At 31.6% G+C, this 15,073-nt stretch carries 20 protein-coding genes and 1 pseudogene; 18 read left to right on the plus strand and 3 right to left on the minus strand.

Translation table 11 applies throughout. The annotated features are described in order from the left end of the window. Window positions 1-40: 40 nt before the first annotated feature. Window positions 41-490, minus strand: coding sequence for a hypothetical protein (locus CN601_RS03190; RefSeq protein ID WP_098170028.1), 450 nt, complete (start codon window positions 488-490; stop codon window positions 41-43). A gap of 86 nt (window positions 491-576) precedes the next feature. On the opposite strand from CN601_RS03190, the pseudogene CN601_RS03195 reads away from it, so the two are divergent. From CN601_RS03195 to CN601_RS03270, 16 genes and pseudogenes are all read left to right on the plus strand, one after another. Next, window positions 577-672: pseudogene (locus CN601_RS03195) on the plus strand (DUF2441 domain-containing protein); the annotation flags it as partial. 210 nt (window positions 673-882) lie between these two features. Further along, entirely contained in the window at window positions 883-1,626 is a 744-nt protein-coding gene (locus tag CN601_RS03200; RefSeq protein ID WP_098170029.1) for a TMEM164 family acyltransferase, read from the plus strand. Window positions 1,627-1,809: 183 nt separating this feature from the next. Beyond that, the gene (locus tag CN601_RS03205; protein WP_098170030.1) at window positions 1,810-3,072 is read left to right on the plus strand and encodes an alkaline phosphatase; all 1,263 of its coding nucleotides are present in this window, start codon (window positions 1,810-1,812) and stop codon (window positions 3,070-3,072) included. 190 nt (window positions 3,073-3,262) lie between these two features. After that, window positions 3,263-3,721 carry a GNAT family N-acetyltransferase gene (locus CN601_RS03210; RefSeq protein ID WP_098170031.1) on the plus strand — a complete coding sequence of 153 codons (459 nt, stop codon included), beginning with the start codon at window positions 3,263-3,265 and terminating at the stop codon, window positions 3,719-3,721. 118 nt (window positions 3,722-3,839) lie between these two features. Beyond that, window positions 3,840-4,559 (plus strand): metallophosphoesterase family protein, encoded by a 720-nt coding sequence (locus CN601_RS03215; protein ID WP_098170032.1) that lies wholly within the window; start codon window positions 3,840-3,842, stop codon window positions 4,557-4,559. 205 nt (window positions 4,560-4,764) lie between these two features. After that, a complete protein-coding gene (locus CN601_RS03220; RefSeq protein WP_098170033.1) occupies window positions 4,765-5,292 on the plus strand; it encodes a dihydrofolate reductase family protein in 528 nt (175 codons plus the stop codon). Between the two features lie 338 nt (window positions 5,293-5,630). Continuing rightward, on the plus strand, window positions 5,631-5,960 hold the full coding sequence (locus CN601_RS03225) for a hypothetical protein (RefSeq protein ID WP_098170034.1): 330 nt from the start codon (window positions 5,631-5,633) through the stop codon (window positions 5,958-5,960). Between the two features lie 85 nt (window positions 5,961-6,045). Beyond that, window positions 6,046-6,609, plus strand: a complete 564-nt coding sequence (locus CN601_RS03230) for a GNAT family N-acetyltransferase (RefSeq protein WP_098170035.1) — start codon at window positions 6,046-6,048, stop codon at window positions 6,607-6,609. Between the two features lie 90 nt (window positions 6,610-6,699). Continuing rightward, on the plus strand, window positions 6,700-7,323 hold the full coding sequence (locus tag CN601_RS03235; RefSeq protein WP_098170036.1) for a hypothetical protein: 624 nt from the start codon (window positions 6,700-6,702) through the stop codon (window positions 7,321-7,323). Between the two features lie 76 nt (window positions 7,324-7,399). After that, window positions 7,400-8,086 carry a Dph6-related ATP pyrophosphatase gene (locus CN601_RS03240; protein WP_098170037.1) on the plus strand — a complete coding sequence of 229 codons (687 nt, stop codon included), beginning with the start codon at window positions 7,400-7,402 and terminating at the stop codon, window positions 8,084-8,086. A gap of 190 nt (window positions 8,087-8,276) precedes the next feature. Beyond that, window positions 8,277-8,552 (plus strand): DUF4190 domain-containing protein, encoded by a 276-nt coding sequence (locus tag CN601_RS03245; RefSeq protein WP_098119703.1) that lies wholly within the window; start codon window positions 8,277-8,279, stop codon window positions 8,550-8,552. A gap of 76 nt (window positions 8,553-8,628) precedes the next feature. Next, on the plus strand, window positions 8,629-9,000 hold the full coding sequence (locus tag CN601_RS03250; protein WP_098170038.1) for an iron chaperone: 372 nt from the start codon (window positions 8,629-8,631) through the stop codon (window positions 8,998-9,000). A gap of 359 nt (window positions 9,001-9,359) precedes the next feature. Beyond that, window positions 9,360-9,863: a sigma-70 family RNA polymerase sigma factor gene (locus tag CN601_RS03255; RefSeq protein WP_098119705.1), complete on the plus strand. Its 504-nt coding sequence runs from the start codon at window positions 9,360-9,362 to the stop codon at window positions 9,861-9,863. Next, on the plus strand, window positions 9,853-10,872 hold the full coding sequence (locus CN601_RS03260) for an anti sigma factor C-terminal domain-containing protein (RefSeq protein ID WP_098119706.1): 1,020 nt from the start codon (window positions 9,853-9,855) through the stop codon (window positions 10,870-10,872). Before CN601_RS03255 ends, CN601_RS03260 begins: the two co-directional genes overlap by 11 nt. 253 nt (window positions 10,873-11,125) lie before the next feature. Beyond that, entirely contained in the window at window positions 11,126-11,917 is a 792-nt protein-coding gene (locus CN601_RS03265) for a phosphotransferase (protein WP_098170039.1), read from the plus strand. Window positions 11,918-12,040: 123 nt separating this feature from the next. Continuing rightward, window positions 12,041-12,562: a shikimate kinase gene (locus CN601_RS03270; RefSeq protein WP_098170040.1), complete on the plus strand. Its 522-nt coding sequence runs from the start codon at window positions 12,041-12,043 to the stop codon at window positions 12,560-12,562. A gap of 130 nt (window positions 12,563-12,692) precedes the next feature. On the opposite strand, the gene CN601_RS03275 is transcribed toward CN601_RS03270, so the two are convergent. Further along, entirely contained in the window at window positions 12,693-13,433 is a 741-nt protein-coding gene (locus CN601_RS03275; protein WP_373604951.1) for a divergent polysaccharide deacetylase family protein, read from the minus strand. Between the two features lie 266 nt (window positions 13,434-13,699). Between CN601_RS03275 and CN601_RS03280 the strand changes: the two genes are divergently transcribed. Together CN601_RS03280 and CN601_RS03285 are read left to right on the plus strand one after the other, a co-directional pair. Next, complete coding sequence (locus CN601_RS03280) at window positions 13,700-14,125, plus strand: RDD family protein (RefSeq protein ID WP_098170041.1); 426 nt, start codon at window positions 13,700-13,702, stop codon at window positions 14,123-14,125. 154 nt (window positions 14,126-14,279) lie between these two features. Further along, window positions 14,280-14,465 carry a hypothetical protein gene (locus CN601_RS03285; protein ID WP_098170042.1) on the plus strand — a complete coding sequence of 62 codons (186 nt, stop codon included), beginning with the start codon at window positions 14,280-14,282 and terminating at the stop codon, window positions 14,463-14,465. Window positions 14,466-14,491: 26 nt separating this feature from the next. On the opposite strand, the gene CN601_RS03290 is transcribed toward CN601_RS03285, so the two are convergent. Beyond that, entirely contained in the window at window positions 14,492-15,034 is a 543-nt protein-coding gene (locus CN601_RS03290; protein WP_098170043.1) for a recombinase family protein, read from the minus strand. Window positions 15,035-15,073 lie beyond the last annotated feature (39 nt).

A 15,073-nucleotide genomic window follows, 5' to 3' on the forward strand; every position in this document is an offset into this window, starting at 1 on the left:
ATTGTCCTTTCTTATCATTGTATCTTAATCAAAAGGATCATTATTGCTCAAAGATAAACGTTTCTTTAAAATGTCTTACTAGATTTTGTTCAATCACTTTTTCCCAAGTAATATCAATTTCTAATACTGTTGCCTTCACAGAAATAGGAAAGTTTTGATGATGAAAGTCGCTTTTCCTAGAAGCTAAAACATTCTTATCCTCAGATGTAAAAAGTTCGAACATCGTTTTTGAACCTGGTTCATTTCGAAAAGCTTCAACTCTTACGTTTTGGATCTTTTGATCGCCGATATTGTTTATTTTTAAGCTATACGTATTGTATACACCGGGTTTAGCCTTTGTAAGATTAGGGCCTGTTATCGCTTTATCAATACTTAATTTCCACTGATTTGTATTCTCTGTAATAGGTAGTTGTTTTAAAGATGAAGCTTGAGATTTAATTGGAAAACTTATCATCATAACAAGGGCAATAATAATTGGAATTTTTTTCATTCTATACCTCCTTTTTTATGTAGGATGTACTAATTATTAATATTTATTAATTGAACTAGATATATAGATGGAGTATCTTTTTTATGGAATATTGGAAGGGCAATATTACAACTGAACTTCCCGAGCTTTTAATTAATGGGAAAATTGAAGTGATTGAAATTATTGATGATTTCATGGCTTAATTAATACTCTTATTAAGCCGAAAACTTGGCATAAATAGGTTGTCAAAATAAATAAACTAGTTATAGGAAGTACAATCATTGATGGTTTTTCAATGTTAGGAGTTATTTGCAGGGAGGGTTAATCTAAATTGAATAGTCTACTGAGCTCTCGATGCTTAAGCTTTGCTATTTAGAAAGTAGCTCGATCATAGGGGAGAAGGGGGATCAGTTATGCATTTTGAAATGTATACTTGGCCACATTACATCTTAATGGTTTCTCCGTTTATTATGAGTTATATTTTGATCAAAGTGATGAGTGGAAAAAGCGTTGAAGCAAAGCATTTTGTTGGTAAAATTATTGCTTTTATTTTAATCCTTTTTATGGTAATTCGAAATATTTATAATTATTTTCATGGAAACGATCTATCCGATATAATACCTCTACAGCTTTGTCATTTATCTGCTTGGTTGATTGTACCTGGAGCGATTCTTACTAGAAATAGATTTATATCTTTGATTGCTATTACGCTATCATTGCCAGCAGGTTATATTTCATTAGTTTTTGCAGATTCTTTAGTTAATTACTCGAGTTTGTTTGAGGTGGGTGCCATTTGTTATGTAATTCTTCATGAATTTATCGTAATAGGTGTATTGTACTTACTATTTATTTATCGTCCAAAATTTAATTTCAATATTTTTTTGAAGAGCTTTGCAATATTAGTAGCTTATTTTTTAATTACGATTATAATTAATAACTTATTTATTAATCACGGTGTGCCATCTTTTTATTTTTACAGTGTACTACCAGAACCGGGTACACCATTAGAAACATTTTATAATATGGGATCAAACGATCATGTATTAGGTTTAACGATTAATCCAATCTATAACTTATTGGTACTTGCGGTCTCAACAGCAATAATGCTAACTATGTTTGGATTGTATTTGGTTTTACAGAAAAACGTTAAATCTTAAGTTTATATTCACCAGTATGGAACGATTTTTCGTTCCTTTTTTTGTTTAACTTGTTTAATAAAGATTAACTTTCATTACAAATTGTTCATTTAAATTAAAAAATTATTAACGCTAGTTAAACAATTCCTAAATATTCATCCTTTATATTGAAAGTAAGAAATATTTCAATGAGGAGTGTTATTCATGGGAAAAAAGAAAACATTTATTAGTGCAGCTTTATCATTTGCCGCTGTGTCAACACTGGGTTTAAATCATTTTGTCGATGCAAAAGGAAACTCTAATTCTGTAAGTAATCATCATGCTAAGGCAAAGAATGTGATTGTTTTTGTTGGGGATGGAATGGGCGCAGCACATCGCGAAGCAATTAGGCTTGCTACTGTAGGACAAAAAGGTCAACTAGCGATGGATGACATGCCTTATACTGGGCTTGTACATACGAGTTCAACTTCAGTTATTACAGATTCTGCAGCTGCTGCAACTTCAATGGCTTCAGGAGTAAAAACTTATAATGGAGCTATTGGTGTTGATGAAAACAAAAAATCAGTAAAAACAGTATTAGAAATGGCAAAAGACGCAGGTAAATCAACTGGCTTAGTAACAACTAGCCAAATTACTGATGCGACTCCAGCTGCTTTCGGTGCTCATGTTACTGATCGATCAAAGCAAAGTGACATTGCTAAGCAGTATCTTGAAAATAGTAAAGTAGATGTCCTATTAGGTGGTGGGGAAGATTTTTGGTATACTGCTGGAAATGCTGGGAAATACGAAGATCATCCTGCAAAAGACACAACTGAACAGAGTAAAGGAACACAAGGTAATCTTGTTGACGAGGCTAAAAATCTTGGTTATAACTATGTGACAAATTCAAAAGAACTACAAAATGCAAAAAGCGGTAAGTTGTTAGGACTATTTGCAAACGAAGAAATGTTTGAGCAACGTCAAGAAGGTGAAGGGGATCTTTACGAACCAGTAGTATCACTTCCAAACATGACTCAAAAAGCAATTGATACCCTTTCAAAGAATAAAAATGGTTTCTTCTTAATGGTTGAAGAAGAAGGAACTGATGAAATGTCTCATGAAAATAATGCGGAAAAAATGATTAAAGCTGGTCAAGAACTAGATAAATCAGTTTCAATCGCAAAAGAGTATGCAAAAAAACACCCTGATACTCTAGTTCTAGTTGTAGCAGATCATGAGTGTGGTGGATTAACGATTGAAGATGTTGATAGTAAAGATGAGTCTGGAGATGGAATTTCAAAAGAAGACGGTCCATTTAAAGTAGCAAATAGTAGCAATCAATTTATGATTGATTGGACAACAAGTGGACATGGTGGTGTAACGGTACCTTTAACAGCAACAGGTGCTGGAGCGGAACAATTGTCAGGATCATACGAAAACACTCATATCTATGAAGTTCTTAAAAAAGTAATGGGTTTGAAAAAATAACTGTTGAATAGAAGTAAAACGGGGCGTCTCATAAGTCAGTATTTCTGACTCATGGACAGCCCTGTTTTGTTTGTTATCAAGACTGTTTTTACAGTCTTATTATTTTGTTAAGAGTATTTTCTATAGAAGGAATACTAAGGCGCTTTCTTGAAATGTAGATTAAGATGATAAAATAAAGGGTGAGTTAAGTATGTATGAATATTTCAATGGATTCGTCATAAGGGAAGGTAATGAAGGCATTCCTGTTGATGATGTTGAAGCACTTTTTGAAGACGCTGGGTGGGTTAGAAACACTCCATTATGGCAAAAAGAAAAATTTACATTAATTTTTAAAAACTCTTCTTGGGCATTTACTGTTTGGGATCAGAACAAAGTGATTGGGATGGTAAGAGTCATTTCAGATCAAGTTATGGTGGCCAATATATTGGATTTGGTTGTTTTATCGGAGTATCAAGGCAAAGGGCTCGGGACAAAACTAGTTGAACTTTGCGTTCAAAAGCTCCCGCACGGTGATTGGTTTGCTCATACTTCTTCTAATAATTTTGATTTCTATCGAAAATGCGGTTTTGATGTAAAAGACTTATCTCAAAATGGCACTTGTGTCTATTATGGCTATAAGCGGGCACGCATTGATGGACACCGTAAGTAATTAATAATTTATCAAACTACTTTAATTTTCGTTATAATATAAATGAATAAATTTATTTCTAGCATTAACAGGTTTTTGTAAAAACTACATAAAAAAATGGAGAGTAGGGGTGAGCCAGGTGACAAAAATTGCGATTATTTCAGATATTCATGGAAATAAAACAGCATTAGAAGCAGTTTTAAAGGACATTAGATTAAGGGGAATCGAACGAGTTTTTTGCTTAGGTGATATAATTGGAAAAGGCCCTCAAGGTTCAGCCTGTATTGAACTTATTCAAAAGAATTGTGAACAAGTAGTTCGTGGAAATTGGGATGTATTTATTCAGGCACCTTCTGATAATGATTTTATACAGTGGTTCAAAGAGAGATTAACAGAAAATGATTACCAATATCTTAATTCGTTACCATTTAATATAGATCTTGAATTAAATGGACAATTAATAAGATTTTTCCATGCCTCACCAAGAAGCGAATTCGAACGAATCTTACCATTTCATCCAATTGAAAAACGATTATCTATGTTTGAAAATAGTGAAATAACAAATTCAAATATAAGTGATCAATCACCTGATATCGTCTTTTATGGAGATATACATACAACATTCCTAGAAACTTTTAAAAACGGTATTTTATGTAATGTTGGAAGTGTCGGAAATTCACTAGATTTAACAACAGCTTCATATGCAATCTTAGATGGAACATACTCCACAAATTCAATCCGATTTGTAAGGGTAGAATACGATCAAGAAGCTGAAATTGAGATTGCAAAAGAGCTGGATTTACCTTATTTAGATAAATATTATGATGAAATTATGTTTGGAAAATATAGAAATTCATAATGTACATAAAAACCAGTGGGTAACTGAATTTTTCCTACTGGTTATATTTTTAATCTCTCTTTTTGACACATTATTAATTCAAATATAGAAAATGTAAGCAACTAACAAAAAAGCATACTAATTAAATTTTCAACAATACTAGATAAATGAATTAGTAATTGAATGAATTAGATTCATACGAACATAAATGATTGGAGTTTTTAATTTGGAAAACAAACGTAATATTATCTTATACGTAGGTACTTCAATTGATGGTTATATCGCAAATCCTGATGGTACTTTAGAATGGCTAGAAACAACAGAAGTAGAAGGAGACTCTGGCTACAATACTCTATTAGAAAGAATTGACACTGTAGTTATGGGAAAAAGTACATACGACGTCGTTCGAGGATTTGACATGGATTATCCATATAGCACATATAAAAATTATGTATTCTCAAAATCTACAACTGGATCAGATGAATATGCTTCTTTTATTGATGAAGATATTAAAACTTTCGTAGAAAACTTAAAACAAGCACCGGGTAAAGACATTTGGTTAGTTGGTGGAGGAAACTTAGCACGAGAATTTTTTAAAGAAAATTTAATTGATGAATTTCAGATAGCTATTGCACCAATAGTTTTAGGGAAGGGTATCTCCCTTTATAGCGGGGATGATATTACGCAAAGCTACAAATTAACGAAAGTAGAAAAATTAGGTCAACTTGCAATGCTTCATTATGTTAAGAAATGAAGTGTATAAGTTTATTTTCAAAATATAATATATTTTTCACCTAAATTAAGGGCTGATTATACTGCCCTTTTTATTTTTTCTAAAAAACTGTTTATTGGGAGATAAGTTTAGAGATTCCTCAAAAAAATGAGGCTAGATATTTTGAACGGACTAAAAAAATGGCTTCGAGAATCTTTAAACAAGATTATTCATAATATGTACACTTCTATTTCTTTTTCTTATTCAAAGACATTGTAAAATTTATTTAGAGAGTATTACAAATGACAAATATTTTAGCACCAATAATTAATTTTGAGCGTTAAACGAAAAGAAAAAGCAGGAGGTGAATAGTAGAAACAATGAAAAAAATATCTAAAGTTATCATATTAAATTTATTAATTATTACACTTTGTTATTTTGAATTAAATGCGATTTTAACTAAACATGCTGTTGCAAATTATTTATTCAAGGAAAAAGGAGTAAATAAAAATCTCATAGCAGAAGTCAAACCTTTTTATAAAATTTTTAATGGAGAAAAAACTTGCTATGTATATGTAAGAGCAAAAAAAAGTAAAGGAAGTTTTATATATTTTAAAGCTAAAGGGAAAGTATATTTTGACTCATACACGATTGGTGGTGCAGTGTATTTCGGTGAATTAGTAGGGGGATTATTACTTAATTTGAAATAAAAGATGTATTGAATTAGTTAAAGGAATCAATCTTAATTTACGGAATTTAAATAATATAAATTCTATTAAAAGGGAGATTATAAATTTGCATATCGATCAAGAATTACAAATAAGGCCAATAAATGAAGAAGACTTATATACACTTTGGACTTTAACTTTCAAAGAAAACGAACCAGAATGGAAAAAGTGGGATGCACCATATTATGAGCATAAATCTATGACTTTTGAAGAATATTTAACTACAAAGGATCGGGTTGTGAATCAAGATTCGATGTGGATTATAGAGGTGGAAGGAAAAATAATTGGAATTGTTAGTTATTATTGGGAACATAAACCTTCTAACTGGCTCGAAATGGGAATTGGGATATATGACCCTCAATACTGGAGCGGTGGGTATGGTACTAGAGCATTAAAACTTTGGATAGACCACTTATTTAATACTTTACCATTGGTGCGTGTAGGTTATACTACTTGGTCAGGAAATTATCGAATGATCAAAGTTGGTGAAAAATTGGGTATGACTATGGAAGCGAGATTGAGAAAATGTCGTTACTATGACGGACATTATTATGATTCTATTCGTATGGGGTTATTAAGAGAAGAATGGGAAGATTTTAAAAAAGGCATCGTATTAGATAATCAAGTTTAATCGTTTTTTATCTGTTGGTTTTTGTAAAAAAAAGGAATTTTAAGTAAAAGCTAGAAACTCCTATGTAGTAGAGTATAGGGGGAGAATTAAATGGAAGATTATAAGAATATTAATGTTGAAAATATAAATATTGTCGATAAAAATGGCACGGTAAGAATGCGTTTATTTAATAATGATCATATTCCGCCAGCAATTATGGACGGGAAAGACATTCTTCCTGGGCATAGGCAAGAGGATCCAATTGCAGGATTGATGTTTTATAATCGGGAAGGCGATGAGTGCGGCGGTCTTATATTTGGCAGTAAAAAGGATGATGAAGGAAACTATGAATCTTATGCTTCATTAACTTTTGATCAGTATAAACAAGATCAAGTCGTACAAATGCATTATATTGATGAGAACGGACAACGACATTATGGGTTTTCCGTTTATGATCGACCAAATATGCCATTACCAGATTTAATGGAAAGAACACGCGATATTCAAAACTCTGACCTAACTGATGAGGAACTAGAGAAAGAGTTAGAGACTATTTGGAAAGGTAATACACAGCGTGCATTTATGGGAAAAAATTCAAAAGGTGAAGTAACCGTTCAGCTATCAGATTCAAAAGGGAAACCTCGGATCAGAACGGTAGTGGATGAAAACGATATTCCACGGATGGAGTTTTTAGATGGTGATGGAAATGTAACATATAAAATTCCACCTGAATGATAATAGATTATTGAAGTTAGTTACATAAAAGCTGCAGTAAAGGATTTTTTAGACAAGTAAGAAGGGAAAGTATTATATGGTTGAAAAAATAAATTGGAAAACTAACGCTATTGGGCACAAATTTATTACATCTTTTAGTGGTGGAAAGGATAGTGTTCTCGCTTTATTTAAAGCTATGAAAGTTGGCGATCCGGTTGGTTTAATTGTCATGCTTGAAGAAGAAGGAAATCGTTCTAGGTCTCATGGAATGCCTCCTGAACTTGTTCGTGAACAAGCTAAGTCAATTGGTTTACCGATCTATAACGGAGTAGCAAGCTGGAGTGATTACGAAAAAGTATTTATCCACCTACTAGAAAATGCTAAAAATCAAGGGGCAGAAGTATTAGTTACAGGGGACTTGGATATGCCAACTCAAGATTGTTGGCACGACATGATCACAAAGAAGGTAGGATTGAAGCTTGGGATGCCATTATGGGGAATGAACCATCGTGAAGCTGTCGAAGAATTTATAAATTTAGGCTTTATAACAATTGTTGTAACCGTTAATTTAAAGTTAGGAATGCGAGAAGAAGATTTAGGGCGTACAGTAACACATGAATTTATAACTGAACTTGAAGCTCGTGGAATTGACCCGTGTGGTGAAAGTGGAGAGTTCCACACGACGGTAATAGACGGTCCTATTTTTAAATACCCCATCCAAGTCAGAAAATGTGAGATTAGTAAAGACGAAGAATATGCGTATTTGCCTTTGGAACTTGTATAAATTTTGATCTTAGAAATAAATGTATGCTGCCGTTTAATTTTAAAATATTCAATTGAATGGACGAGGTTTTGTAAAAAAATGCTAAATTTGACGAAATTCCCCCAAATTACAAAATTTAAATGTTAAGGTAAAATTAGAAGAAAATAATATTTTGTTTCTTGTTTTGGGATAATAAAAGGGGGAGTTTGACATGGGAACAACTAATAGTAAATCTATTTCTTCACTAACATTAGGCGTTTTATCGATAATAATACCGATTATCGGCTTTATACTTGGAATTATTGGTCTTTTTATTTCTAAAAAAAGTATAACTGAAATTAAATATTCAAACGAAAAGGGCAAAGGTTTAGCTGTCTCAGGTAGAGTTTGCAGTATTGTTGGAATATGTATTCAAATAGTTTTTATTTTAATCTTAATTTTAGGTATAGTCGCTTTCAATTCTATGAGTGATACCATGACGTTCTAAGGAGTTTGGAACTACATAGTAATACTAAAAAATCAAATATTCTATTCATAACTACATATTATTTAGGAGGGAACCTATGGAAGTTTTTGCACAGTATTTAGCAGGTATTGATAACCCAGATCACCGAGAACGAACAACTGAAGTTTTGGAGTGGATTGCAGATAAGTTCCCAAATCTAGAATCTCAAATCAAGTGGAATACACCAATGTTTTCTGATCACGGCACATTTATTATCGGTTTATCCACTTCCAAGCAACATATGAGTGTTTCACCAGAAGAAGCGGGCATTGTACATTTTGCCGATGATATTGCAAAAGCTGGTTACAGTGCTACTAAAGGCTTGTTTAGGATACCTTGGAAAAAACCTGTCAATTATGAGTTACTTGAGAAAATGATTGAATTTAATATTCAAGAAAAAGCAGAATTAACTACTTTTTGGCGGAAATAAAGTTACACAGATATTATCGCAATTATTTATTAGTAGTGTAATTAGAGATTTATCGCTATGGAAGTGGCAGAGCATACAGTTACGTACAAATAGGTTCCAAAAAAGGATATATTGTAAGTTCACATTTAAAATAAAAGAGCCAAATGTGTGTGATTATAAGACTTAATGATAGTTTTATAATTATTTTTGAAGTGTATTGGGATTTTCTATTCAAATATACTGAATGTATTTTTGAATAGAAGTATCCGTCGATTTTTCGAGAGCTTTCAGAAGCTCTCTTTTATTTTTGGAAATTTTTTCATATATTTTGTATACTTTTTGGTTTCGTATTCGTCTAGTAAGCAGAAAGGAGGACGATGATGGATGACATAAATAAAAATAGCGAGCTCAATTCAGAACTTAATGTCGTATTTAGGTACTTAATTAAATTAGGAGTATCTAAATCGGATGCTGAGGATCTTGTTCAGGAAACTGCTTATAAATATCTACTTTATTATGATTCTATTAAGACTTCAAAAATTCGTAGTTGGTTGATAAGAGTTGCATTAAACGATTATTATGACCAATGTCGAAAGCAAAAGCGATCTCAGTTGAATTTCAATGAGATCTTTCTTGAAGCAGATGAAGTTGAGAATCCAGAAAATATTTTTCTAGAAAAGGAGCGAAACGAAGGACTCTCGATAGCACTTTCTCGATTAAAACCATATTTTAAAGAACTGTTACTTCTTAAGTATCAATCAGGACTTTCATATGAAGAAATCTCATCGTTATTAGACAAAAGTGTGAATTCGATTAAGACAAATTTATTTAGAGCTCGTAAAAAACTTGAAAAAATTTATAAGGAGGCAAATTATGAACGATAAGGATGGAATTAATAAAGAGGAAGAAATAGATTTTATTACAAGTTCCTCATTACAGAAAGTCGTTAAAAAATCAAAAAGGAAACAAACGATTAAATATATCTTTATTACGCTTCTTACAACAATGATCTTATTAGCTGCATTACTATACGGTGGTAAGTACATATTAAATAAGCGTACAAACATATTAAACTCACGTTTAGAGGCGAATCTGGATACTGAATATAGTACAATTCATGGAGCAAATTTATCAATAAGTGGAGGAGTAAATAATTACGAACTTTTCAGTGTCACAACCGACACAAGGATATACAAGACAATAGGAGATCGTACAATTCTATGGGATAAAAAGATGGAAAGAATCCCTTTATTTGGAAGAGTCAAAACGCTTGATCAAGGAAGTGGATCTGTAGAAGTCATTACACTTAATGAAGAAGCTCATCGGTATGTACGTTATAACGAATTTAATAATGAAAGAAAAATAGATTTCTATTATCCAGGTCTGTCTTATGAATACTTACCTCATGAGTTAGATATTGCTACAGATTTAGATAAGAACAAATTAATTGAAGTAGCGCTTTCTTTTAATAAACCTATGACGATAGAGGAATTAAATAAGCAGTTAGGTTACAAAAACGTTAATTGGTTATGGGTTGATACATCATCCAAAAAGCAGATGGACTATATGGAAAATGTATTAGATAGTGACGACGTAAAAACTAAAGGCGGTGGTGGTGCTTTTGGAATTACATTTTCTGGGGGAGTACCGCTTTCAGCAAAATATGGCGTGAATTCTTTCCTGAGCACATTGAACGAATTAAGCAAAAAAGGCAGTCATAAAAGTTCTGTGAAAGAAGCACTTTTAGGAATTAAAGAAAATACGAAAGAAACAAATGGAGAAATTCGTTTTAACGGTGCTGTGGTTACAGGTACAGCGGAGGAATTAAAAAGATTTAAAAGTTTAAAATTTATCCGCGCTTCTGTACTTGGTGCAACGATTGATAAATATTAAGATAAATTAAGTTTATTAGCTATTGATTGGATCATTAAAAGTTTAATATTTAAAGTATCCAATTAATTCATATCAAACTAATTATTGCATCATTAAGTTACATAATAATATAAAAGAGTTAGATATAAAAATATTTTTAAAGCACTTATTTTTCTTTCATTTATTCTGTTATTAAGAAGTTCATTTTTCACAATCCATATTTAGAGGGAACATTGGATATTTTTCTTAATGTGAACCTTAGGAGGGATTTTTAATGTCAAACTATGAAAATGAAGAAAAGCTAACAGGTGGAAATGTTTCTAACGTTTATCGCTCAGGTAACACTGTGCGACGCGAATTAAAGCCTGAAAGTACAAAAATACATCAGTTATTAAAACATTTAGAGAAGAAGGGTTACATTTATGCACCAAAGTTCTTAGGCATTGATGAAAAAGGAAGAGAGGTCTTATCGTTTATTGAAGGGGAAGCTGGAAATGACCCTTTAAAGGAATATATGTGGTCTGATGATTCCTTAAAAGAAATAGCTAAAATGCTCCGTCTATATCATAATGCTGTAAGTGATTTTCCAATTTCAGATGATTGGGAGCCGATTGACAATACTCCTAAGAACATGGAAGTAATATGTCATAATGACTTCGCTAGATACAATATTATCTTTAATAGAGAAAAACCAGTTGGAATAATAGATTTTGATGTAGCCGGACCAGGCCCGAGACTATGGGACATAGCCTATACTCTTTATACATGTGTTCCACTAAGTAGATTTTATTTATCAGAAAATGGTGAAGAAGTTTATAATAGCCATTTACATAATGCAGATCGCATAAAACAAAGGGTTAGCCTGTTTTTTGAGTCTTACGGTGAAAAAGAGGAAGTAGATTATTTAAAGATGGTATTGTTAAGGATAGAAGGTTTATGTAAAACAATTAAAAGAAAAGCAAATGAAGGTGATGTTGCTTTTCAAAAGATGATTGATGATGGTCACTTAGAGCATTATCTAAATGATATTAAGTTAATTCGAAATCACGGTAACGAGTGGAAATAAAAAGTGGATTCTTAGAATGAAGGATGGCGATTGCTTTACTATATATATAAATTAAAAAAGGTCATTTTAACTACTAAGTAGAATAGTATAGATTCAATGTTATTAAGATAAGTGGTGATCTAATTGGAAAATAATTTACCAAAGAAAATTCATATCATTGGTTCTGTTGGAAGTGGTAAGACTACATTAGCAAGACAAATGGCTATTAGACTAAATATTCCATATTATGAGTTAGATAATGTTGTGTGGAAAAGGCAAAATGGGCATAAAGATATAATGAGATCTGAAAAAGAAAGAGAAATGCATCTAGAGCATCTCATTAGTACAGATACATGGATCGTAGAAGGCGTTCATAATGAAGAATGGGTTGCTAATAGTTTCGAAAATGCAGAGTTAATCATTTTTTTAGATACTAAATATTCCGTTAGAACTTATCGTATAATTAGAAGGTTTTTATTACAAAAGCTAAGATTAGAAAAATCAAATTACAAGCCGACTCTAAAAATATTTTTCAAAATGTTTAAATGGAATCGATATTTTGAGGAAGTAGGCAAACCGAAATTTTTTAAAAATTTATATAGAAATTACAATAAAAAAATCTTGATTTTAACGAATAAAAATGAGATTGAAAATTACTTTAACTAAGTTTCATATCCATAAGGTCGTAAAAGAGGATGTTCCAAAAGTGTAAATTTTGGGCATCCTCTGCTTAAAATTAATAGAAGTTTATTTGCATAGGGATCGTCTTTGTGTTTAGTAAAGCTAATAAATAATTTTAATGTAGTGGAATCGGTACATTTTCAACAAGTTCAGATAAAAATACAAAAGTTGCTTCTTGTTTAATTTTAGGTATGTATTCTTTAATCGCATTTGAGGTCATTTCACCTGGTTCTCCTACATGCCCAATTGCAATCATAGTTGTTTCACTTTTTACTTTTTCTAATAGTAATCGAGTTTGTTTTTCAATGTGGCTCATTGTGTATAAATCATCAAAAAATAACTTGTTTTCAATGACTGGTACACCAATCTCATCTGCAATTTTTGAAACGACGCTGCGATAGTTTGTTTTACTATCGAAAAAAAATAATCCTCGCTCTTTACAAACCGCCAAAACAATGCGCATTACTCTTTCATCGGAGGTTGCTTTTGAACCCATATGGTTATTTATCCCAATAGCAAATGGAACGTTATCAATTGCCAATTCTACTCGTTTACGAATTTCTTGGTCACTTAAGTTAGTTAAAATAGCATTTGGACCTAACCAGCTTGCTTTACCTTTTTTAGGTTCCATTGGTAAGTGAACAATAACTTCATAGCCTTTTTTATGAGCAGCGGTTGCATCTTTTTGGGTTGAAGGTAAGAAAGGCATCACTGCGACTGTTAACGGGATCGGCAGAGAAAGCATCTGTTCAGTTCCTTTCATGTTATTACCAAAATCATCAATTACAATAGCAACTTTATGATTTTTTTCAGCAAATACAGAAGAGCAAGTTGTAGAAAAAACAACTAAAGCCATGAGAATAGAAGTAATCCAAATCTTCATCGGTAAATCTCCTTTACATTAATTACTACACCCTACTATTTTCTGTGATTAAATGGAAAATAACCGTAAAATGTTGAAAAGAGTACAATTTGATAAAATATTTATTAAGTAAAATTGCAAGTTTGAAGAATAAGCCCGTAGAAATGTGAATTTGTGCTCAGTAAAAAAGAGGAAAAAACAATTAAAATTAAATATTAGTAAGAATTATAAAAATAAATTTAGGGGAATGAACAAGGGTTATGGAACAAAAGCATGCTGGGTTTTGGATTCGATTATGGGCGTTTTTAATTGACTGGGCAATAATTAGTATAGTGATCTGGATTGCAAAGCTAGTTATTGAAAATATACTTGGATTAACATTTACTAGTAGTTTATGGCCATACTACATGTCGTTTTTTATTTATCGACTTGTACTACCGATTACATCTTTACGGGGGACGATTGGGAAATTTATGATGGGTTTAGTCATTCAAAAATCAGATGGTGAAAACTTATCAACGATCGATTCTGTAAGCCGAATTTTAGCACAAGAATTATCTACAATTACATTCGGAATCGGTTATATAATGATTGCTTTTACACGTAAGAAAAAAGGGCTACATGATAAATTGGCTAAAACTTTTGTCGTATACAAATCTACTGATCAAAATACAGTAGAACTTTAATAGATTGAATACTACGGAATATAATGTATCATTTCTTGAGTAGCCAGTGGCTACTCAATTTAATTTGTCATGGGAATTCCTCTCTTAAAAGGAACAGCTATTATTATTACCGAATTTAATAAATTAAAGTTCTGATTTAGAATTAGGAGGATATATGAAAGATTTCCATTGCTGTGCTACATGTCAGCATTTCAAAGCGGAGAAAAAGATAGAAGGAATGAAATATTATTGCAGTCGATTGGGATTTGAGACTAAAACAAATTATAAATTTAACTGTTGGAGTCCAAATGAGAAAGTGAAAAAGTTAATAAATAATATAGGAAAAGATGGAACGAATTGAAAAAATGACCTTTATCAAGGTCATTTTTAATTCTCCAAATAACGATATAATGTAGATTTACTGATTCCTGTTTCTTGTTTAATTTCTTCAAGCGTATATTTTTTGCTTTGATACATGACGATTGCACGTTTTACATTTTCATCTGGCTTTTTAGGTCTACCTGAAGTTACTCCTTTTTGTTTTGCCTCATATAATCCTTTTTTTGTATTTTCACTGATTAGATCACTTTGAAAAGTAAGCAAATGATTGACGGTATCAATAAAAGCGTAGCCAGCTTTAAGACTCGTATCAATTTTTTCTTTATATGACTGTAAATAAGCCCCTTTAGAATCGATTACTTTTAATATTTCTACAAGATGGCGGGTTGAATCTGCAATTGTAAAGAGTTTTGAAATAATAATTTTATCATCTTGTTTTAGGTTAGTTAAGATTGTGTCCAGTTGAGTTCTATTTTTTGCAGATGAATGGTCTTCTGATATTATTTTTTCACAATTTAATTGTTTCAATTGAACTAGTTGTTCTTCGCATGTTGGATCTTCTTGATTTGGTCTCATATATCCAATTAACATACATAATCTCCTAACTATTATGGTGTTTATCATATCATA

The sequence above is a fragment of the Bacillus sp. AFS017336 genome, assembly GCF_002555445.1.
In the GTDB taxonomy this organism is placed as follows: Bacteria; Bacillota; Bacilli; order Bacillales; family Bacillaceae_G; genus Gottfriedia.